This window comes from Variovorax sp. FW305-3-2-15-B-LB1 (assembly GCF_058787635.1).
The window spans coordinates 58500-79555 of record NZ_JBYSZY010000023.1; the positions used below are offsets into that span (position 1 = coordinate 58500).

The 21056-nt window shown below is 69.8% G+C and carries 19 protein-coding genes; 5 read left to right on the plus strand and 14 right to left on the minus strand.

Going from position 1 to position 21056, the window contains the following annotated elements:
- Position 1 precedes the first annotated feature (1 nt).
- Entirely contained in the window at positions 2–676 is a 675-nt protein-coding gene (locus tag AC3WQR_RS16305; RefSeq protein ID WP_492742766.1) for a peptidoglycan DD-metalloendopeptidase family protein, read from the plus strand.
- 13 nt (positions 677–689) lie between these two features.
- On the opposite strand, the gene AC3WQR_RS16310 is transcribed toward AC3WQR_RS16305, so the two are convergent.
- The 12 genes from AC3WQR_RS16310 to AC3WQR_RS16365 all read right to left on the minus strand — a co-directional run bounded on the left by AC3WQR_RS16310 (position 690) and on the right by AC3WQR_RS16365 (position 14395).
- The gene (locus AC3WQR_RS16310; RefSeq protein WP_492742767.1) at positions 690–1889 is read right to left on the minus strand and encodes a PrsW family intramembrane metalloprotease; all 1200 of its coding nucleotides are present in this window, start codon (positions 1887–1889) and stop codon (positions 690–692) included.
- Positions 1886–2446 (minus strand): hypothetical protein, encoded by a 561-nt coding sequence (locus AC3WQR_RS16315; RefSeq protein ID WP_062482400.1) that lies wholly within the window; start codon positions 2444–2446, stop codon positions 1886–1888. Before AC3WQR_RS16315 ends, AC3WQR_RS16310 begins: the two co-directional genes overlap by 4 nt.
- A 59-nt stretch (positions 2447–2505) precedes the next feature.
- A complete protein-coding gene (locus tag AC3WQR_RS16320; protein WP_492742769.1) occupies positions 2506–3747 on the minus strand; it encodes a porin in 1242 nt (413 codons plus the stop codon).
- A gap of 57 nt (positions 3748–3804) precedes the next feature.
- Positions 3805–4815 (minus strand): YeiH family protein, encoded by a 1011-nt coding sequence (locus AC3WQR_RS16325; protein WP_369645936.1) that lies wholly within the window; start codon positions 4813–4815, stop codon positions 3805–3807.
- 7 nt (positions 4816–4822) lie between these two features.
- Entirely contained in the window at positions 4823–5794 is a 972-nt protein-coding gene (locus AC3WQR_RS16330) for a quinone oxidoreductase family protein (protein WP_492742771.1), read from the minus strand.
- 43 nt (positions 5795–5837) lie between these two features.
- Positions 5838–6395: an RBBP9/YdeN family alpha/beta hydrolase gene (locus tag AC3WQR_RS16335; RefSeq protein WP_492742772.1), complete on the minus strand. Its 558-nt coding sequence runs from the start codon at positions 6393–6395 to the stop codon at positions 5838–5840.
- Positions 6396–6409: 14 nt separating this feature from the next.
- Positions 6410–7393 carry a tripartite tricarboxylate transporter substrate binding protein gene (locus AC3WQR_RS16340; protein ID WP_056573291.1) on the minus strand — a complete coding sequence of 328 codons (984 nt, stop codon included), beginning with the start codon at positions 7391–7393 and terminating at the stop codon, positions 6410–6412.
- 50 nt (positions 7394–7443) lie between these two features.
- Positions 7444–8502, minus strand: a complete 1059-nt coding sequence (locus AC3WQR_RS16345) for a beta-keto acid cleavage family enzyme (protein ID WP_095948786.1) — start codon at positions 8500–8502, stop codon at positions 7444–7446.
- A 55-nt stretch (positions 8503–8557) separates the two neighbouring features.
- On the minus strand, positions 8558–9406 hold the full coding sequence (locus tag AC3WQR_RS16350) for a TauD/TfdA dioxygenase family protein (protein WP_492742799.1): 849 nt from the start codon (positions 9404–9406) through the stop codon (positions 8558–8560).
- Positions 9407–9625: 219 nt separating this feature from the next.
- The gene (locus AC3WQR_RS16355; RefSeq protein WP_492742774.1) at positions 9626–12322 is read right to left on the minus strand and encodes a winged helix-turn-helix domain-containing protein; all 2697 of its coding nucleotides are present in this window, start codon (positions 12320–12322) and stop codon (positions 9626–9628) included.
- A 46-nt stretch (positions 12323–12368) separates the two neighbouring features.
- Positions 12369–13400, minus strand: a complete 1032-nt coding sequence (locus AC3WQR_RS16360) for an AraC family transcriptional regulator (protein WP_492742775.1) — start codon at positions 13398–13400, stop codon at positions 12369–12371.
- A gap of 23 nt (positions 13401–13423) precedes the next feature.
- Positions 13424–14395: a quinone oxidoreductase family protein gene (locus AC3WQR_RS16365; protein ID WP_492742776.1), complete on the minus strand. Its 972-nt coding sequence runs from the start codon at positions 14393–14395 to the stop codon at positions 13424–13426.
- Between the two features lie 197 nt (positions 14396–14592).
- Between AC3WQR_RS16365 and AC3WQR_RS16370 the strand changes: the two genes are divergently transcribed.
- The 3 genes from AC3WQR_RS16370 to AC3WQR_RS16380 are packed head-to-tail and all read left to right on the plus strand — an operon-like array spanning position 14593 to position 17547.
- Positions 14593–15564 carry a Bug family tripartite tricarboxylate transporter substrate binding protein gene (locus tag AC3WQR_RS16370; RefSeq protein WP_492742778.1) on the plus strand — a complete coding sequence of 324 codons (972 nt, stop codon included), beginning with the start codon at positions 14593–14595 and terminating at the stop codon, positions 15562–15564.
- Between the two features lie 31 nt (positions 15565–15595).
- Positions 15596–16438 carry a TauD/TfdA dioxygenase family protein gene (locus AC3WQR_RS16375; RefSeq protein ID WP_492742780.1) on the plus strand — a complete coding sequence of 281 codons (843 nt, stop codon included), beginning with the start codon at positions 15596–15598 and terminating at the stop codon, positions 16436–16438.
- 50 nt (positions 16439–16488) lie between these two features.
- Positions 16489–17547, plus strand: coding sequence for a beta-keto acid cleavage family enzyme (locus AC3WQR_RS16380; RefSeq protein ID WP_447746792.1), 1059 nt, complete (start codon positions 16489–16491; stop codon positions 17545–17547).
- Positions 17548–17638: 91 nt separating this feature from the next.
- Here the strand turns inward: AC3WQR_RS16380 and AC3WQR_RS16385 are convergent, their stop codons facing one another.
- Both AC3WQR_RS16385 and AC3WQR_RS16390 read right to left on the minus strand, forming a co-directional pair.
- A complete protein-coding gene (locus tag AC3WQR_RS16385; protein WP_062477242.1) occupies positions 17639–18679 on the minus strand; it encodes an AraC family transcriptional regulator in 1041 nt (346 codons plus the stop codon).
- A gap of 25 nt (positions 18680–18704) precedes the next feature.
- Entirely contained in the window at positions 18705–19685 is a 981-nt protein-coding gene (locus tag AC3WQR_RS16390) for a Bug family tripartite tricarboxylate transporter substrate binding protein (RefSeq protein WP_492742782.1), read from the minus strand.
- Between the two features lie 235 nt (positions 19686–19920).
- Between AC3WQR_RS16390 and AC3WQR_RS16395 the strand changes: the two genes are divergently transcribed.
- Positions 19921–20979: a beta-keto acid cleavage family enzyme gene (locus tag AC3WQR_RS16395; protein ID WP_139702525.1), complete on the plus strand. Its 1059-nt coding sequence runs from the start codon at positions 19921–19923 to the stop codon at positions 20977–20979.
- Positions 20980–21056: the final 77 nt, after the last annotated feature.

Consider the following 21056-nt stretch of genomic DNA (forward strand, 5'->3'; position numbering starts at 1 on the left):
GGTGGGCGCATGCTCCACCACGCCCAGCACGCCGGTGGCGGGCCCCGGTGAGTACGTCGTGCAGACGGGCGACACGCTCTACCGCATCGCGCAGCGGCACGGCCGGACGACGGCCGAGATCGCCCGCTGGAACCAGATCAAGGACCCCGACCAGCTCGAAGCCGGCCAGGTGCTGCGCGTGGTGCCGCCCGGCGGCGCCGCGACGGGGGCTGCCACGCCCCCGCCGCGCAGCAGCGGCGGCGGCAGTACAGAAAAAGCCAAGCCCGCGCCCGCACCCCGCGAGCGCGACCCCGTGGTGCCGCCCGCCTCGCGGCGCAGCGACTGGGGCTGGCCGACGCAGGGCGCGGTCATCGCCGGCTTCAACGGCAACAGCAACAAGGGCCTGGACATCGGCGGCAGCAGCGGCGAGCCCGTGCACGCGATCGGCGCCGGCTCGGTGGCCGCGACCGAAACGATGCGCGGCTATGGCAGCGTGATCATGGTCGACCACGGCGGCTCCTACATGTCGATCTACACCAACGTGGGCACCGTGGGCGTGAAGCAGGGCCAGCGCGTGCAGCGCGGCCAGAAGATCGCCGAGATCGGCCCGGCGGAAGGCGGGCGCGCCAAGCTGCACTTCGAGATCCGCTACCGCGGCAAGGCGGTCGATCCGCGCCTGTACCTGCCGGCGAAGTAAGCGCAGCGGGCCTTCAGGCCTGCGGCCGGGTGAGCAGATCGAGCTCGGCCCGCAGGCGCCGCACCGCGACTTCATGGCGCCGCGTCTGCGGCCCGCGCCCGTGCGTGCCGGCCTTCAGGATGAGCCGCAGCTGCTCGCGCTGCAGCTGTGCCTTCAGGCGCCGGGCGCGCTTGCCGAATTCCTTGCCCATGTCGCGGCGCACGCGGTAGCGCAGCAGCGGCGCGCCCAGGCGCACCCATTCGTCGTCGCGGATCAGCTCGCGCTCGGGCACGAAGTAGGCGGCCAGCGCATGCAGGTAGGTGCCGTTCTCGCGCGCGGCGGCGCGCCAGACGAAGGCGGCGGCGATCACCACCGGGATGCCCTTGACGATGAGAAGCAGCGCGATGCCGACGAAGCCGTCGTCGAAGCGGTCTTCGAGTAGCGGCGAGTTCCAGATGAAGTGCATCGCCCACGCCAGCGCGAAGTAGAAGAGGGCGCAGCCGATGCGCGCCGCCATCGAGCGCTGCGGGTTCAGCAGGAACCACGCCACGCCGAACGAGGCGATGGTCGTGTAGGCCGCATGGCTCCACAGCCCGCTCAGCAGCCCGCGCATCAGCAGGTGGTAGAGCACCGGGTACACCTGGTTCTCGAGCGGGAAGTTCACGGCGCTGTTCACCGTGTAGCTCAGGTTCTCGATCACCTGGAAGCCCAGCCCGGCCATGGCGCCGACGATCAGCACCGACAGGTAGGTTTCGAACTGGTTGCGCGCGATCAGCACCAGCAGGATCACGCCCGCGAGCTTCAGGAATTCTTCGGTGATCGGCCCCGCGATGGCCGGCCCCCACGCCGCCACGAACTCCGGCGACACCAGCTTGGCGCACAGGCTCTGGATGGCGATGTTGGCCGGCGCCGCGAAGTACACCGCGCCCAGCCCGCCCCACGCAAAGGCCAGCACGTAGGCCTCGGGCGGGTGCTGCTCCAGCAGGTCGAGCGTGCGGAAAAACAGCACGAAGGCCGCCGTGTAGCCGCCCCACACCAGCAGGCCCAGCAGCGCGGTGACGGGCACCACGCGAAAGCCCAGCGAGAACATCGAGACCGTGTAGAACAGGCCGTTGAGGATCAGCGCCGCGAGCAGCCAGAAGGCGGCGCGCTGCGGCTGGAAGAACGAGTCGGTGCCGATCGGCCAGTCGGCGTCTTCCTGCGTGGCAACGGCGGCTTCGGTGGTCGTGCTCACAGCGGTGCCTCCAGGTCCATCGAGTCCAGCATCCTGCGGGCATCGGCCAGCGCTTCGTTGAAGCCGTCGGTGGGGCCGTACACGTCGATCTGCACCAGCGAGCGGCGCGGCGTGTCGACCACCTGCCAGAAGCGGCCGGCGAGCTTGGCGCCGTAGTAGGCGAAGGTCTTGCCCTGCAGGCCCCAGCCGGTGACGAAGTCGGACACGTCGCCTTCGACGGTCAGGCCCTGGCCGCGCTCCATGAGCCGCTGCTGGCGCACCATCGGGCCGTCGGGCCCGCCCATCCACAGGCGCGTGGTCACGAGGAACTTGTGGCCGCCCTTGAAGAGCATGAGCGACTGGCCGGCCTTGGAGCGCGACACGTCCATCTGCCAGCCCGGTGCGGGCTCGAAGCGCGCGTGGGCGACCGACACCGTCTCGCCCGCGGGCAGCGGCCGGCTGCCGGGCGTGTGGTTGTTCCAGAAGGTGAGGCCGCCGACGTACGCGGCAATGGCCAGGAGGATCGCGAGCGCGCCCGGCCAGGTGCGGTACGGGATGCGGCGGGACGGTTGGAGCATCCGTGGATCGTGCCACACCGAAGCGACGGCGCGGGGGCGCCGCCGCTGTCGTCAACCGCTCAGAAGGCCATGCGAATACCAACGTCGTAGCCCAGCGCACGGTGCGGCTGCATGCCGTTGGTGGTCGCGTAGGCCGGCTGCGGGAAGATCGCCGGCAGGCTCAGCACCAGCGGCGTCACGCCCATCACCGTCGGGTTGTTGCGGCCGTTGGCGATGTGGATGCGCGCCACCGAGGCATACAGCGCCGTGCGCTTGGAGAGGTTGTGCACGTAGCCCAGCGCCAGCTTGTTCACCGACGAATTGCCGTCGGGCAGGCCCAGGCCGTTGACGAAGCGCACGCGCGCATACGAGGCGCGCACCACGCCTGCGCCCAGCGGCACGTTCACGCCGGCCATGAGGCCGTCGTAGCGGTCGCTCAGATGCAGCGCGCCGTTGGCGAAGGGCGCGGCGCTGTGGCGCACGTCGCGAACGCGCGACCATTCGCCGAACACCTTCACCACGCCGAAGTCGTACGAGGCGCCCAGGTTCAGGCTCTTGATCTTCTCGCTCTGCGCGGCGGCGCTGGCCAGCGTGCTCTCGCCGTAGCCCAGCGCCACGTCGGCCGGGCCGCTGGCCCAGCCGATGCGACCGCCCACGTAGCGCCCGCGCTGCGAAGGGCTGTCGGGCGTATTGCTGACCTTGGTGTTCTCGTGCAGCGCGTACTGCACCTGGCCGTAGAAGCCGCCCAGGTTCGGCGGCAGGAAGTAGCTGATGGCGTTGCTCGTGCGCAGGTAGCTGTCGGTGCCGGCAGAGAGCCCACCGTTCAGCAGGCCGCCCGTGGCCAGCGCGCGCGAGGCCGCGATGTTGCTGTTGACCACCGCGATCAGGTTGGTGCCCACGCCGTTGACGCTGAAGGGGTCGAACACGGCGTCGTTCCAGAACGAGGCCGTGTAGTCGCGGCCCAGGCGCACTTCGCCGAAGGGGCCGCTGAGGCTCAGCGTGGAGCGGCGTCCGAAGTTGGTGATGCCGCTGCCCGTGTCGTTGCTCAGCGGCGCCTCCAGCCAGAAGCTCGCGGCCAGCCCGCCGCCCAGGTCCTCGGTGCCGCGAAAGCCGATGCGGCTCGACGCATTGCCCGAGGGCGACAGCACGGTCTGGCTCTGGCGCAGCTCGGCCGGGCGCAGCGGGTTGTACGAACTGCTGGTGGTGCGGTAGTGGCTCACGCCCGCGTCCATCACGCCGAACAGCGTGAGCGAGGACTGGGCGAGGGCGCTGCCGGCAGCAAGGGTCGTGGCCGCGGCGGCGATGAGGGTCTTCTTCTTCATGGTCTTGTCTCCGGGTTGTTGTGTGTGTTGTCGTCTCTGTCGTCGTGGGGCTGCGTGTCAGGGCGCCCAGCGCAATAGCGCGAGCACCAGCGCGGCGATGAAGACGGTCTCGCCGACCATCAGCACCACCGGCTTGAGTCCCACGTCGACCAGCTCGCGCAGCTGCGTCTTCATGCCGATGCCGGCCATGGCCGCCACCAGGAACCAGCGCGACAGGTCGCTGCCCGCGGTGGCGAGCGACGGCGGCAGCCAGCCCGTGCTGTTGAGCGCCACCAGCGCGGCGAAGGCCACCGCGAACCACGGCAGCAGCGGCGGGCGCTGGCCGCCCACGGCCTTGCCGGTGGCGCGCGTGAACATCACGGCGAACAGGATCACCGGCAGCAGCGCCGCCACGCGCATCAGCTTGACCAGCGTGGCCGTGTCGCCCGTGGCCTGCGACATGCCGTAGCCCGCGCCCACCACCTGCGCCACGTCGTGGATGGTGGCGCCCAGGAACACGCCGGCCGTGTGCGCGTCCATGCCCAGGGCGCGCGCGATCAGGGGGTAGGCGATCATCGTGAGCGTCGACAGCGCCGACACGCCCACCACCGTGAACAGCGTGGCGCGTTCCTTCAGCGGATGCGGCGGCAGCGCCGCGGCCAGCGCCAGCGCGGCCGAGGCGCCGCAGATCGCGGTGGCGCCGCCGCTGAGCAGGCCGAACAGCACGTTGAAGCCCATCAGCCGCGCCACGACCATCGACACGCCGATGGTCAGCACCAGCGACACCGCCACCAGCAGCACCGGGTGCCAGCCCAACGCCACCACCTGCGCGGCCGTGATGCGCAACCCGAGCAGCGCCACGCCCCAGCGCAGCACGTGGCGCGCGGTGAACTCGATGCCGGGCTTGCACGGGCCCTCGGCCGAAAGAAAGTTCATCGCCATGCCGAGGATGAGCGCGAACAGCATCACCGGCGCACCGTAGTGCTGCGACAAAAAGGTGGACGCGGCGGCGACCACCGCGCAGGCGAGCACGCCCGGAAAGAGCAGGCGGCCGCGCGCCGGCCATGCGGCGACAGACAAGGCGGTCATGGAAACCTCAGGGCACGAGCACGGTGGCGCCGGTGGTCTTGCGGCCTTCGAGGGCGCGGTGCGCTTCGGCCGCATCGGCCAGTGCGAAGCTCTGCTGCGGTTCGCTCACGATGCGACCGGCCAGCACGTGGCCGAAGAGTTCGTCGGCCATCGACAGCATGTGCGGGCGCGGGTGGATGTAATGCACCATCGCGGGCCGCGTGAGCCAGATCGAGCCCTTGGCGGCCAGGACCTGCGAATCGACGACCACGGCGCCCGAAGAGGTGCCGTTGCTCACCAAAGTGCCGCGCGGCTGCAGGCAATCGAGCGAGGCCTCGAGCGTGTCCTTGCCCACCGAGTCGTACACGACGGGCACGCCTTTCCCCTCGGTGATCTCGCGCACGCGCTGGGCGATGTTCTCGCGCGAGGTCACGATGGTGTGGGTGCAGCCGTTGGCCTTGGCGACCGCAGCCTTCTCGTCGGTGCTGACAGTGCCGATCATGGTGACGCCCATCGCACGCGCCCACTGGCAGGCGATGAGGCCCACGCCACCGGCCGCTGCGTGGTACAGGATCGTCTCGCCACCTTTCAATGGATAGACCTGCCGGAACAGGTACTGCGCCGTCATGCCCTTCATCATCAGCGTGGCGGCGGTGCGATCGGAGATGCCATCCGGCAAAGGGATCAACACATCGGCGGGCATCACACGCACCTGCGAGTACGCACCCTGCGGCCCGATGAGGTAGCCCACGCGGTCGCCCACGCGGATGTCGGTCACGCCCGCTCCCACGGCTTCGACCACGCCCACCGCATCGGAACCGAGCCCGTTGGGCAGTGCGAGCGGATAGCGCCCGGTGCGGAAATAGATGTCGATGAAGTTGACGGCGATGAGGCTGTGGCGCACGCGCGCTTGCCCCGGGCCGGGTTCACCGACCTCGACGTGTTCGAGCTTGAGCACGTCGGCGCTGCCGGTCTCGTGGAAGCGGATGGCTTGGACCATGGGGAGTTTCTTTCGGTAGGAAGGGCAGGCGGGCAGAAAGGGTTCAGCCCGCCGAGAGTTCGTCGATGAAGGCCTGCGCGCCCGGCCATTCGCCGTAGCCCGAGGCGGGGTTGAGGTGGCCGACCTCGCCAAGGTCGACCAGGCGGCTGCCCCAGCCCTGCGCCATCTGCACCACGCGATCGAAGGGCGCCAGCGGGTCGTTGCGGCTGGCCGCCACGATGCTCGGGAACGGCAGCGGCCCGGTCGGCACCGGCAGCCAGCCGCCGGCGCGCAGGGCCTCGACGGTGGGGTAGCCCTCGGGCATCGGCCGTTCGAAGTCGGGCGGCGTGGCCAGCAGGGCGCCGCGCACCGGCCGGCGCGTGCGCTGCGCCCAGTGCGCCAGCATCACCACGCCGCCGCTGTGCGCCACGATGACCAGCAGCCCCTCGACCGCCTGCGCCTCGCGCTCGATGGCCGCCACGCGCGCGGCGCAGTCGAGGTCGTCGCGGCCCATGGGCGGCACGGCGCGCACGCGCGGCAGGCGTGCGGCGAGCAGGGTCTGCCAGTGGCTGGCGACGGCGTCGCGCAGGCCGGGAACGATGAGGACGGTGGGTACGGTCATGTCGGCCTGCGCCCTCACTGGTTGAGCTGGATGTTGTAGGTCTTGACGATCCGCGCGTTGCGCTCGTACTCGTCATGCGTGATCTTCGCGAGCTGCTCGGGGCTCTCGCTGGTCATCGGCACGAAGTTCTGCGCGATGAGCCGCTCCCGCACCTTCGGCGAGGAGGCGGCCTTCGTGAGGACCGCATTGATCCGCTTGACGAGGTCGTCGGGCATCTTTGCCGACACGATGGCGCCGGCCCAGTTCGAGAAGTCGATCTCGTCGAAGCCCTGCTCGGCCATCGTGGGCACCTCCGGCAGCTGCGCCAGCCGGGTCTTGGCCCCGACCCCGAAGACCTTCACCTTGCCGGCCTTGATCAGCGGTAGCGACGTGACGATGCCGTCGAACAGGATGTCGACCTGGCTGCCCATCAGGTTCTGCAGTGCCGGCGGCGAGCCCGGGAACGGCACGTGCTGCAGGTCCAGCCCCGCCTTCCTGGCAAAGATGGCGCCGGCGTAGTGCGAGCTGGTGCCCGCGGAGTACGAGGCGTAGCTGCCCGGGCTGCCCTTGCCGGTCTTCAGGTAGGCGATGAGCCCTTTCAGGTCGTTGGCCGGCACCGACGGCGCACTCACCAGCACCATCGCCGAGCGCGCCACCATGGTCACCGGCTTCACGTCCTTGACCGGGTCGAAACTGGTCTTCATCACCAGGGGAATCTCGGTCAGGATGTTGCTGACCATGAACATGATGGTCTGCCCGTCGGGCGGTGCGCTGTTGAGCGCCTGCACCCCGATGGCGCCACCGGCGCCCGGCTTGTTGTCGACGATCACCGGCTGCCCGATCTCGGCCGAGATCGCGTCGGACAACACGCGGGCCACGACGTCCATGGTGCCGCCCGCGGGCGCCGGCACCACGATCCGCACCGGCTTGGTGGTCCAGGCATGGGCGAGCAGGGGCGCGGCGGCCAGGGCGGCTGCCCAGGGCTTCAGGCGGCGAAGGATGTTGTGGGTTTTTTTCATCGCGATGTCTCTAGGTGTTCTGGTGCCGGTGGTGCCAGTGGTGGGGGGGCTCAGGCCGCCTTGCGCAGGAAGCCCTGCTGCGCGCCGTTGCGGTTCGGCGCGAAGCCGTTGGCCGCCAGCGATTCCTCGACGGTGTCGTAGAACACGCCGATCTTGGAAATCTCGCGCGCCTGCTTGGCGGTGGCGATGGGGCGGCCGAACTGGCGCGAGATGGCCACCAACTGCTCGACCTGCGCCACCGTGCCCATCTTGGCGGAGCGCGACTGGTTCCAGAGGTTGTCCTCGATGCCGCAGCGCACGTGCAGGCCCATGGCGATGCCCATCATGTTCACGGGCAGCACGTTGCGCATGGAGCTTTCCACCGTGAGCACCGCGCCGTCGGGCACGGCGCGCACGAAGTTGGCCAGGCTGTAGATGTTGGGCACGTCCATGCCGCCGCCGATGGCCACCCAGTTCATGACCAGCGGGCCCTTGTAGACGCCGCGGCGCATGAGCCGCTCGACCGAGTCGAAGCTGTTGATGTTGTAGCACTGGAAGGCGCTCTGGATGCCGGCCTTGGTGAGGCGGCGGATGTGTTCTTCGGCCCAGCCCGGCTGCGCGGGCACGGTCATTTCCTTGTAGGCGCGGTAGACCTCGGGGTCTTCCATCGAGGTGCCCCGGGTGTCGGCGTCGTCCCAATGCTCGACCACGTTCATCTGCGAGGTGTTGATGGTCACCGTCACCTGGTCGGGCGTGGGCTCCAGCTCGGCCAGCATGTGGCGCGTGTCGTCGCTGAGCCACTTGGCAGCAGCGCCTTCGCTCTCGGGCGCGAAGCTGATCGAGCCGCCCACCTGGATGATCATTTCGGGCACGGCCTTGCGCACGCCGGCGATCAACTCGTTGAACTTGGACAGCCGCTTGCTGCCCTTGCCGTCGAGTTCGCGCACATGCAGGTGCAGCACCGTGGCGCCGGCGTTGTAGCAATCGACCGCCTTCTGAATCTGCTGCGCCATGGTGACGGGAATGTCTTCCGGAAAGTCGGCGGGCACCCACGACGGTGCGTAGGGCGCGGCGGTGATGACCAGCGGCTGCTGGTTTTCGGGGAACAGATGGCCGTCGAGAAAGTTCATGGCAGGACCTCGGGAGAAAGGAAGAAGGAAGGGAGAGGGCGCAGGACGTGCCCGCTCAGAAGACCGCGTCGCCGACGATGCCGGCGCGTTCCATCTTTCGATGGCAGGGCGGGTAGTCCATGACCGCGTAGTGCTGGGTCGAGCGGTTGTCCCACATGGCCACGTCGCCCGGCTGCCAGCGCCAGCGCACCTGGTACTCGGGGATCTGCACCTGGCTCACGAGGTAGGCCAGCAGCAGGGCGGCGCCGGGCTGGTAGTCCTGCCCGTAGCGCACGTTGGCCGGCGTGTGGAAGTTGGTGAAGTGGGTCGTGAAGCCGTTGACGAACAGGATCTTCTCGCCCGTGTCGGGGTGCGTGCGCACCACCGGGTGCTCGGCGTCGGGAAACTGGGCCTTCAGCGCCAGGCGCTTCTCGATCGGCATCGCGGCGCCGAAGGTGGCCTCGATGCTGTGGCGCGCGCGCAGCCCGACGATCTGCTGCTGGATGTGCGCGGGCAGCTTCTCGAAGGCCATCGCCATGTTGGCCCACATGGTGTCGCCGCCCACCGGAGGGCATTCGACGCAGCGCAGCACGCAGCCGAAGGGCGGCTTCTCGCGCCAGGTGGCGTCGGTGTGCCAGCTGTTCTCGTAGCGGTCGACCGGCGTCTCGGGGTTCTTGTAGATGCGCACCAGGCCCGGGTGCTCGGGGTCGCTGCCGACCACGGGGTGGTCTTCCAGCTCGCCGAAGTGGCGGGCGAAGGTGACGTGCTCGGCGCGCGTGAGTTCCTGCTGTCGGAAGAACAGCACCTTGTGCTGCACCAGCAGCGCGCGGATCTCGGCCGCCAGGCCGGCGTCGCGCGAGGCTTCGGCCAGCGACACGTGGCGCAGCTCGGCGCCGATGGCGCAGGTCACGGGGTGGACCTGGATGCCGCGCGTGTGCACGGCGGGGGCCCCGTTCGAGAGGCCTGGCTGGATCGTGGAACCCATGTGTCTTGTCTCCTGTGCCGGTCGTGGGGTGCCGCTGTGCGGCGGTGACCGTGCTGGAAGCAAGAATAGGTCGGGGCCCCTGCGCGCGCCCCCTCCTCGCAGGAGGGGGAGGCAGCCCTGGAGGGGAGGGAGAAACCCTCAGTGCCCGGCGGCGAGCCCTCAGTGCCCCGCGGCGAGCAGCCCCAGGATGCGCGCGCGGTGCACCACCTGCGTGCGCGTGCCGGCGTCGAGCTTGGCGAACAGGTTCTTCACATGCCACTTGACGGTGGTTTCGCCCACCTGCATGGCGCGCCCGATTTCCTTGTTCGACAGGTTGCGCGCCAGCAGCACCAGCACCTCGCCCTCCTTGGGCGTGAGCACGGTGCCGGGCGATGCGGGTGCCGCAGACGCGGGCGCAGGCGGCACGGCGGGCGCGAGCGGCGCCACCGCGATCTCGGCCTGCGCGCCCTCGGCCGCGAGCGTGCCGACCCAGGCGCCCAGCTCGGGGTACGCGTCGGAGAACACGCGCTGCAGCCCGTAGGCGCGCGCCAGGTCCATGGCCTCGCGCAGCAGCGCCTGCGCCGGCTGGCCGCAGCGCTCCAGCGCCAGCGCGCGCAGCCCCAGCAGCTCGATGTGCAGGCCGCCCTGCTTGCGCTGGCGCGCCTGTTCGTCGGCACGCGCCAGCTTCGCGAGGGCGTCGGGCCAGTCGCGCGCGGCAATGGCCGCGTGGGCGCGCGCCACGTCGCGCAGCGCTTCCACGCTGCGCCGCCACAGCGGGCCTTGCGGCAGCGCGGGGTCGGCCAGCTGCGCGTCGATGCGCTCGCACAGTTCGCGGCAGGTCTGGGCGCGGTGGCGCTGCGCATGCAGGCGCACCTGCTCGGCCAGGCTGGCGATGCGCAGCCGCGGCAGGCGCCGCGCGGCGCCCGCCGCGTCCAGCGCGTCCAGTAGTTCCAGCGCGCGGTGCTCGGCGCCCTCGGCCGCCGCGATGCGCGCCGCCGTGCGGTAGGCCTGCAGCAGCGATTCGGGCAGGCCGCTGTGCTCCAGCACGTCGAGGCGGTCGGCCAGCAGCGTGGCGGCGTCGCCGGGCAGGTCGCGCTCCCAGGCCACCGACGCGAGCAGCGCGGCCAGGTTGCAGCTGAAGCGGTGGCGCCGGCCCATCTCGGCCTCGGCGCCGGCCACGGCGGGGCGCAGCAGCTGCTCGGCCAGCAGCACCTGGCCTTCCCACGCATAGCTCAGGCCGATGACCAGCTCGCTCCAGCGCCGGATGTAGTCGACGCCGTGGCCCGGGTGCCCGCGCAGGGCCTGCTGCTGGCGCAGGCGCGCGAGCGCGGGCTCGCCCTCGAGCAGCGCGCGGTAGGCCATGCGGTTGGCATGCGACTGCAGCAGCAGCGGGTCGGTCAGCGGCACGGCCTCGGTCCACGGCGCGTGCAGTTCGACGAAGCGGTCGGGGTCGTCCGCGAACACGGCGGCGCCGCCGAGGATCAGCGCGCATTCGCAGCGCAGCGCATCGCTCACATCGGGTTGCGCCAGGATGCGCGCCACGAAACGGCCGGCTTCTTCGTGCCGCTCGCTCGATGCGAGCGTCCATGCCGCGGCCAGCAGCAGGCGCGGGCGGCGGTCGAGTTCGTCGGCCGGCATCTGCGCCATCCATTCGAGCACCGTGGCCTGCCGGCCGCGCCGCATGAGCGATTCGTACAGGCTGCGCTCCGCGAGCTCGTAGGCGGTCTGGTGCTGGCCCGCGCTCAGCGCGTGGTGGGCGGCCTCGTCGAGCAGCTCGTGCGCGGCCAGCCACTGCGCGGCGCGGGCATGCGCCGCCACCTGCTCGGCGGCGTCGAGCGTGGCGAAGCGCTGGCGCAGCACGTCGCGCGCCAGCGCATGCATGCGCAGCCACTCGCCCCCTTCGGCGGCGGCGAACACCGGCGTGTCGTTGCTCAGTCGCGCCAGCCGCGCCGCGGCGTCGTCGACGCCGGAGACCGCGCGGCACAGCTCGGGGTGCAGCAGGTCGAGCACGGCGATGCGGGCCAGGAAGTCGCGATCCTGAGGGTCGAGGTTGACCAGCAGCAGCCGCACCAGTTCGCCCTGCAGCTCGCCGGCGGCGGCCGTCATGTCGCCCAGCACCGTGTGCGCGGCGTGCGCATCGGCCCCGCGCGCGATGATGGTCGTGGCCAGCTGCAGGCCCAGCGGCCAGCCTTCGGTCAGCTCGTGCAGCCGGGCGGCGGTGTTGCGGTCGACGCGTGCGCCGAAGCGCGCCTGCACCAGCTGCAGCGTCTCGTCGAGGCTGAACTTCAGCAGCGCCGGGCCGATCTCCACGCACTGCCCGTAGGCCACGAGATCCTCGATGTCGAGCCGGCCGTCGGGGCGCGTGGCAATGAGCGTGCGCACGTTGGGCGGCGCGTTGCGCAGCAGGTAGGCCAGCGCCTCGCGCGAGGCGGGCGGCAGGCGGTCGGCCTCGTCGATGACCAGCACCACGTTCAAGGCCGCCTGTGCCAGCTCGGCCAGCAGCGCCGTGACGCTGCCGAGCGTGCCGGGCCGGTCGTCCTGGAACAGGCTGCGCCCGAACGCGGGGCGGCCCATGGCGACGCGCAGCGCCAGCGCCAGGCTCTGCACCAGCCGGCCCGGGTCGTCCTGGCTCTGCGCCGAGACCCAGCCGACCGGCACGCCCAGGCCCAGGTACTCCAGCCGCCACTGCGCCAGCAGCGAGGTCTTGCCGAAGCCCGAGGGCGCCTGCACCACGAACACCGCGTGGTCGCGCAGCGCGTCGGCGCTCGACAGGAGCCGCGCGCGCGAGACCAGGTGACGCGGGACACGGGGCGGCGTCACCTTGAGCAGCAGGTCGCGCGGGGCGCCGCTCGCATCGGGGGGCGGGAAAGTGGCCAAGGCTCGTTCGTGCTCGTGGAGGGAAGAACGGGCCCGATTCTCCACGTCAATCGCGCGACGCCGAAGCGCGGCGCGGCGCCCCCCGCCGCGCGCGGCTGGCCTTCGCGCTGCAGCCGTACTGCGCATGGAACCAGCGCGACAGCCCGCTGGGCGCGCAGAAGCCGAGCAGGCCCGCGACCTCGGCCAGCGGGCGGTCGCCTTCCAGCACATGGCGCACGGCGAGTTCCTTGCGCACGTCGTTGACGATGGCCGAGAAGCTCTGCCCGTCGTCCGCGAGCCGGCGCTGGATGGTGCGGCATTCCACGCCCACGTGCGCCGACACCTGCGCGATGCTGCAGCGTCCGCTGGGCAGGAGCAGCAGCACCGCGCGCCGCACGTTGCCCGGCAGCGCGTCGCCGGGCGCAGGCGCCGCCGCGTCGAGCAGCTGCCGCGCATAGCGCGCCATGGCCGGGTCGGCCGAAGGGTTGGGCGCGTCCAGGTCGTCGCGCGCGCAGACGATGCCGTGGAAGTCCTGGTCGAAGGCGACGGCCGCGCCCAGCACGCGATGGTGCGTGCGCAGGTCGCGCGGCGCGGGGTGCGCCAGGCACACGCGCCGGGGCTGCCAGTCGGCGCCGAGAAACTGGCGCAGGAGGCGCAGCATCACGCCCAGCGCCAGTTCGATGCGCTGGCGCGTGGCGCGGTGCGCCTTGCCGGGCTGCACTTCCTCGCGGATGACCACCACCTGGCCGAAGGCCTCGACCATCAGCGACAGCGAGCCGTTGAGCAGCGGCTGGTAGCGCATCAGCACGTCGAGCGAATCGCGCAGCGTCGGCTGCTCGCGCACCAGCAGGCCGACGGCCCCGAGGTTCGACAGCCGCCGCCCCTCGGCCATGCACAGCCCGAAGGCTTCGTTGCCCGAACGCTCGGCCGAGGCCTGCAGCAGCGCGGCGACGCGGTCGACCGGGATCATCAGGTCGGGCTCGTCCAGCACGCGAGGGCTCAGGCCGGCGTCCAGGAGCATGCGCGCCGGGTCCAGGCCGCTGGCGCGGGCGACCTCGCTGTAGTGGGTGAGGCTTGCCGCGCGGACCAGGGAGGACATCGCAAGTCCGCACGTGGCAGTTCTCAGGGCACGAGCACGGTGGCGCCGGTGGTCTTGCGGCCTTCGAGGGCGCGGTGCGCTTCGGCCGCGTCAGCCAGTGCGAAGCTCTGCTGAGGCTCGCTCACGATGCGGCCGGCCAGCACGTGGTCGAAGAGTTCGTCGGCCATGCTCAGCATGTGCGGACGTGGATGGATGTAGTGCACCATCGCGGGCCGTGTGAGCCAGATCGAGCCCTTCGCCGCCAGCAGCTTGGTGTCGAGGACCACGGCGCCAGATGACGTGCCGTTGCTCACCAGAGTGCCGCGCGGCTGCAGGCAATCGAGCGAAGCCTCGAGCGTGTCTTTTCCCACCGAGTCGTACACGACGGGCACGCCTTTCCCCTCGGTGATCTCGCGCACGCGCTGGGCGATGTTCTCGCGCGAGGTCACGATGGTGTGCGCGCAGCCGTTGGCTTTGGCGACGGCAGCCTTCTCGTCGGTGCTCACGGTGCCGATCATCGTGACGCCCATCGCGCGCGCCCACTGGCAGGCAATGAGGCCCACGCCGCCGGCGGCTGCGTGGTACAGGATGGTCTCGCCACCCTTCAATGGATAGACCTGGCGGAACAGGTACTGCGCCGTCATGCCCTTCATCATCAGCGTGGCGGCGGTGCGGTCCGAGATGCCATCGGGCAGCGGGATCAAAACGTCAGCCGGCATCACGCGCACCTGCGAGTACGCCCCCTGCGGCCCGATGAGGTAGCCCACGCGATCGCCCACGCGAATGTCGGTCACGCCGGGCCCCACGGCCTCGACCACGCCCACGGCATCGGAGCCGAGGCCGTTGGGCAGCGCGAGCGGATAGCGCCCGGTGCGGAAATAGATGTCGATGAAGTTGACGGCGATGAGGCTGTGGCGCACGCGCGCCTGGCCCGGGCCGGGTTCACCGACCTCGACGTGTTCGAGCTTGAGCACGTCGGCGCTGCCGGTCTCGTGGAAGCGGATGGCCTGGTTCATGGTGCGTCTCCTGGGGTGTGTGGGGGCTGTATGGAACGGATTCTTGCGGCGCGTGGCGGCGGCGGGAAGCGTGGTCTTGGCGATGTCCCAAATTGGCAAATCGATGCCCCAATAAAGCAAGAAATGCGGGCAGGGTGCACCGGATACTGACGGCATCGGCCCACCGAGGCCTGCAAGACAACAACCGGAGACACCCCATGAAACTGCTGCAATTTGCACGCGCCGCCGCCGTGGCGCTGGTCGGATGCTCGATGGCCCTCGGGGCCTGGGCGCTGGGCGACAAGCCCGTCAAGCTCATCGTTCCCGCGCCGCCGGGCGGCACGATGGACATCGTCGCCCGCGTCGTCGGGCAACAGATGGCGCTGGACATCGGCCGCCCCGTGATCGTCGAGAACCGTCCCGGCGCGGGCGGCTCCATCGGCCTGCAGGCCATGCTGCAGGCGCCGGCCGACGGCAACACCATCGTGATGGCCGCCAGCAACGTGCTGGCCGAGACGCCGCAGGTCGTGAAGATGCCCTTCGATCCGCTGAAGGACGTGGTGCCCATCGGCTCGGTGGCGCGCTCGGGCGTGGTGCTCGTCACGGCCGCGAACTTCCCGGCCAAGGACTTCCAGGGCCTCGTCGCCGAGCTGAAGACGCGCAAGGGCAAGGCCAGCTTCGCCAGCTACAGCCCCGGCACCGTGTCGCAGTACGCGGGCCTCATCCTCAGCGACCGCGCCGGGCTCGACCTGCAGCACATCGGCTACCCCGGCTCGCCGCCGGCGCTGCAGGACCTGCTGGGCGGCCAGGTCGACCTGATGTTCGACGGCATGCTCACCTCGATGCCGCTCATCAAGGCCGGCAAGCTGCGTCCCTATGCCTTCACCGGCAAGACCCGCTCGCGCTTCCTGCCCGAGCTGCCCACCACCACCGAACTGGGCTACCCCGACCTGCAGTTCCGCGGCTGGGTCGGCTTCATCGGCTCGGCCAAGCTGCCGGCCGACGTGATGGCAAAGCTCCATGCCGCGATCGAGAAGGCCGGCCAGGCGCCCGCCGTGCAGCAGAAGCTGCTCGACGTGGGCCTGGAGCCCGAGCTCAGCGTCGACACGCCCGCGCTCATCGCCGAGACGAAGGCGCTGTCCGAGCGCAACGCCGCCATCGTCAAGAAGTACCGCATCCAGGCGAACTGAGCGGCACGCGCCATTCCATCGGAGACCTCTCATGAAGATCAGACCCCTCACGCCGTCCATCGGCGCCGAAATCTCGGACGTCCATTTGGGCGAGGCCTCGCGCGACCCCGAGTGCTTTGCATCGATCCGCGCCGCGCTGCTCAAGCACAAGGTGCTCTTCTTCCGCGGCCAGGACATCGAGCGCGCCGAGCACGTCGCCTTCGCACGCTGCTTCGGCGAACTGGAAGACCACCCGGTGGTCGGCAGCGACCCCGAGCACCCGGGCCTCGTGCGCATCTACCGCAGCGACAACAAGCACAGCTACGAGAACACCTACCACTGCGACGGCCTGTGGCGCCAGAGCCCCGCGATGGGCGCGGTGCTGCGCTGTATCGAATGCCCCGAGGTCGGCGGCGACACCATCTGGGTGAACATGGTGCAGGCGCACGACGAGCTGCCCGACGAGATCAAGCACAAGATCGGCAAGCTGCGCGCCAAGGCCAGCATCGAGCATTCGTTCGGCGCCGTGATGCCGATGGAAGCGCGCCTCAAGCTGGGCCAGGACCATCCGCCCGCGGAGCACCCCGTGGTGCGCACGCACCCCGAGACCGGCGAGAAGGTGCTCTACGTGGGCAGCTTCACCACGCACTTCGTGAACTACAGCACCCCCGAGAACGTGCGCCACGGCATCGACAAGACACCGGGTGCGGCGCTGCTGCTGAACTACCTGCTCAGCCGCGCCACCATTCCCGAGTACCAGGTGCGCTGGTCGTGGCTGCCGGGCGACGTGGTTGTCTGGGACAACCGCAGCACGCAGCACTACGCGCTGAACGACTACTGGCCCGCGCCACGAAAGATGGAACGCGCCGGCATCGTCGGTGACGTGCCGTACTGAACATCGCCCCCGCATCCGCCCCCCGCCTCGCCACCTGACAGACGCACGCCATGAACTTCCTCGACGGCCACCTCTTTCCCGAAAACCAGCAGCCGCTGATCATCACCGCCGCGCCCTATGCACCGGGCTGGCTTCCTTCCGACTTCCCGGGCGAGATCCCGGTCACGATGGAAGAGCAGATCCAGAAGGCGGTCGATTGCTACAACGCCGGCGCCACGGTGCTGCACCTGCACGTGCGCGAACTCGACGGCAAGGGCAGCAAGCGGCTGTCGAAGTTCAACGAGCTGATCGCCGGCGTGCGCAAGGCCGTGCCCGAAATGATCATCCAGGTGGGCGGCTCGATCAGCTTCGCACCCGAGAGCGAAGGCGCCGCCGCCAAGTGGCTCAGCGACGACACGCGCCACATGCTGGCCGAGCTGGAGCCCACGCCCGACCAGGTGACGGTGACGGTCAACACCTCGCAGATGAACGTCACGGAGCACGCCGAGCTGGCGGACTTCAAGGGCACCTCGCGCGAGATCCCGGCCATCTTCGAGGCCTACAAGGAGATGACGGTGCCGGCGCAGCCGGGCTGGGTCGAGGAGCACATCCGCCGCCTCACGAAGGCCGGCATCCAGAGCGCCTTCCAGTGCTACAACATCAACAGCTTCGAGTCGGTCGAACGGCTCATGCGGCGCGGCGTCTACAAGGGCCCGCTGGTGATGAACTGGGTGGCGATCAGCGGCGGCATGGACGCGCCGAACATCTACAACCTGGCCAACTTCGTGCGCGCCGTGCCGGACGGCGCCGTGCTCACGGTGGAAAGCTCGGTGCGCAACGTGCTGCCCGTGAACATGATGGGCATTGCCATGGGCCTGCACGTGCGCTGCGGCACCGAGGACGTGCTGTGGAACCAGACGCGCACCGCCAAGATCGGCACCGTGGCGCAGATCGAGCAGCTGGTGGCCATCTCGCGCCAGTTCGGCCGCCCCATCGCCACGGCGCAGCAGGCACGCGAGATCTCGAAGATCGGCGTGTTCTACGAGACGGCCGAAGAGTCGCTCGCCGCCAACGGCTTTGCGCCGAACCGCAACGGAGGCAACCAGGGCTTCCTGCGCAAGGCGGCCTGAGAAAGACGATGGCGATGACGAGGCGTTTCACGCGCGCCGCCTGGCGCCTGCTGGAGGGCATCGCGCATGCCCTGCGCCACGAAGACCTGGTTCAGAACGCGCGCACCGCGCCCTGAGCCACCGCGCCGGCCGTCTGCTTGCTCCATTGCGAGGCGCTGCAGCCGAAGTGGTGGCGGAACCAGTGGCTGAAGCTGCTGGGTCCCGAAAACCCCAGCAGTTCGGCCACCTCGCTCAGCGGCAGGTCGCTGTCGCGCAGGTGGCGCTTCACGAGGTCGGAGCGCACGTCGTCGAGCAGGCGGCTGAAGGTGAGGCCTTCGGCCTCGAGCCGACGGTGCAGCGTGCGGCGGTCCACGCGCAGGTGCCGCGCCACTTCCTGCGCGGTGCAGCCGCCGCCGGGCATGAGCGCCAGGATGAGTTCGCGGCAGGCTTCGCGCGTGCTCTCGCCGCGGTCTTTCAGCGCGGCTTCGAGGTACTCGCGCGCGAAACGTGCCACGCCCTGGTCGCCCGATTCGCGCGGCTTGCGCAGGTCGGCCGCCAGGCACACGAGGCCGTTGAAATCCTGGTTGAACTTGACGTTGCGACCGAAGAAGGCGCGGTGCGCCGCCATGTCCGCCGGCGGGCGGTGCGTGAAGCACACCTGCTGCGGGCGCCACTGCGGATCGATGAGCTCGCCGAGGATGCGGAACATGATGCCCACGGCCAGCTCCATCGACTGGCGCATCGGCAGCCCGGGGCTGGGCAGCAGGTCTTCCTGGATGATGACCATGTCGCCCGTGTCCTCCAGGCGAAAGCTCAGCGAGGCGTTCACCAGCTTCAGGTAGCGGCCCAGCGTGTCGAGCGCGTCGCGCGGCGTGGGCTCTTCCTTGAGCACGACGCTGATGGGGCCCAGCGCCGAGAGCTTGCGCTGCGCCGCCAGCCGCAGCGCGAAATCTTCGGTGCGCGTGGCGCGCGCGGTGATCTCGAGCAGCTCGCGCACCGCGTCGCCGGGGATCAGCGTCTCGGGGTGCTCGAGCAGTTGCGCCTTGAGCCCCACGGTGCGCATGAAGGCATGCGGATCGCGGCCGAGCGACTGCACCAGCTCCACGTAGCCGCTGAGGCTCGCGCTGCGCATCAGTCGACCGAGGTGCTTCATGGTGGCTGTGGGAAGGGCCCCGTGTTCACTCGGGGCTGATCTTGAGTTGCAGTTTCTCGATGATGGCCCGATTGTGGGCGGTCGTGGCGTCCAGCGTCTGGCGCAGCTGCTGCAGCGACATCTCGCGGGGCGGATCGTAATTCTGCGCGAGCAGCGCCTCGCGGAACTTCGGCGCCTGCACGGCCCGGGCCACCTCGGCGCGGATTTTCTCCTGCAGCGCCGGCGGCATGCTGCTGAGCACGAACACGCCCACGCTCGCGTCGGGCATCACGAAGTCGGGCAGGCCCAGCTCGCCGAAGGTGGGCACGTCGGGCAGGAAGCGCGAGCGCTTCGATGAGGCCACGGCCAGCGCCTTGATCTTGCCGCTGCGGATCAGCGAGGTGACGTTGCTCACCACCTCGAAGGTCAGCTGCACCTGGTTGCCCATGAGGTCGACCAGCGCCGGCGCCGAGCCCTTGTACGGCACCACGAGGATGTCGTTGCCGCTGCGCGCGCGCAGCATTTCGCCCAGCAGGTTGGAGCGCGTGCCCGTGCTCAGGTTGGCCACGCTGACCGAGCGCGGGTGCGCCTTGGCATGCGCCAGCAGGTCGTTCACCGTGTTCGGCGGGAAGCCGGCGTTGGCCACCAGCACATGGAACATGCCCGTCACCTCGCCGACGTAGGTGAAGGTCTTGAGCGGGTCGAAGGGCGTCTTCACCGTGAGCGGAATGTCGGACAGCACGCTCGACGGCCCGACCATCAGCGTGTAGCCGTCGGCCGGCGCGGCCATCAGCGCGCGCTCGGCGATGACGGCGGAGCCGCCCGGCTTGTTGTCCACCAGCACGGTCTGGCCGAGGTTCGTGCGCAGCTGTTCGGCGAGCAGCCGCGCCGCCGCGTCGGAGATGCCGCCCGGCGGCGCGGGAACGATCAGCCGAATGGGCTTGTCGGGCCAGGCCTGGGCCGAGGCCGTGCCGCAGCACAGCGCGGCCAGGAAGAGAAGGGAGGCTCGCAGCAGATGCACACACATGGTTCGTCCTCAGGTGGAAGAGACAAAGGCGTGCGGATTCTGTGGCGCCACCGCTGCTGAATGCTTGGCGCCACGCGTCGGCCACTTACCGGATCGCGACAGCGACACCTGTCTTTGCACGCGCCGTTTCAATGCCCCAAAAAGACAAAACCGCGCCCCCGATGAGCAAGAAGTTTTCGCAACTGCGCCAGAAACTTTGGCTGCAAGCGCAACCTTTTTCACCGGAGACAACCCCATGAACTTCCTCGACGGCCACCTGTATCCCGAGAACCAGCAGCCCCTGATCATCACGGCCGCGCCCTATGCACCGGGCTGGATTCCCGCCGACTTTCCGGAAGACATTCCGGTCACGATGGAAGAGCAGATCCAGAAGGCGGTCGACTGCTACGAGGCCGGCGCCACCGTGCTGCACCTGCATGTGCGCGAGGCCAATGGCAAGGGCAGCAAGCGCCTGTCGATGTTCAACGAGCTGATCGCCGGCGTGCGCGCCCGCGTGCCCGAGATGATCATCCAGGTGGGCGGCTCCATCAGCTTCGCGCCCGAAGACGACGGCGCCGCCGCCAAGTGGCTCAGCGACGACACGCGCCACATGCTGGCCGAACTCACGCCCAGGCCCGACCAGGTCACCGTGACCGTCAACACCACGCAGATGAACGTGACCGAGCACGCGGGCCTGGACGACTTCAAGGGCCTGTCGCGCGGCGACCCGCGGCTGTATTCGACCTACCGGGACATGATCGTGCCCTCGAACCCCAGCTGGGTGGAAGAGCACATCCGTCGCCTCACGGCCGCGGGCATCCAGAGCGAGTTCCAGTGCTACAACATCAACAGCTTCGAGACCATCGAACGCATGATCCGCCGCGGCGTCTACAAGGGCCCGCTGGTGATGAACTGGGTGGCCATCAGCGGCGGCATGGACCAGGCGAACATCTACAACCTGGCCAACTTCCTGCGCGCCGCACCCGACGGCGCGGTGGTCACCGTGGAGAGCTCGGTGCTCAACGTGCTGCCCGTGAACATGATCGGCATCGCCCTGGGTCTGCACGTGCGCTGCGGCATCGAGGACGTGCTGTGGAACCAGACCCGCACCGGCAAGATGAGCTCGGTCGAGCAGATCAAGCAGCTCGTGCGCATCGCGACCGAGTTCGGCCGCCCCATCGCCACCGCGCAGCAGGCGCGCGAGATCATGAAGATCGGCGTGTTCTACGAGACCACCGAAGAGACGCTGCAGGCCAACGGCTTCGCGCCCAACCGCAATGGGGCGCAGCAGGGCTTCCTGCGCAAGCCGGCCTGATACCGCTTCCACCGCTTCCCGGGGGGCGGTTGACGTACCGACTGGTCAGTCGGTAGACTGGGCCGATCGCGCAGCTC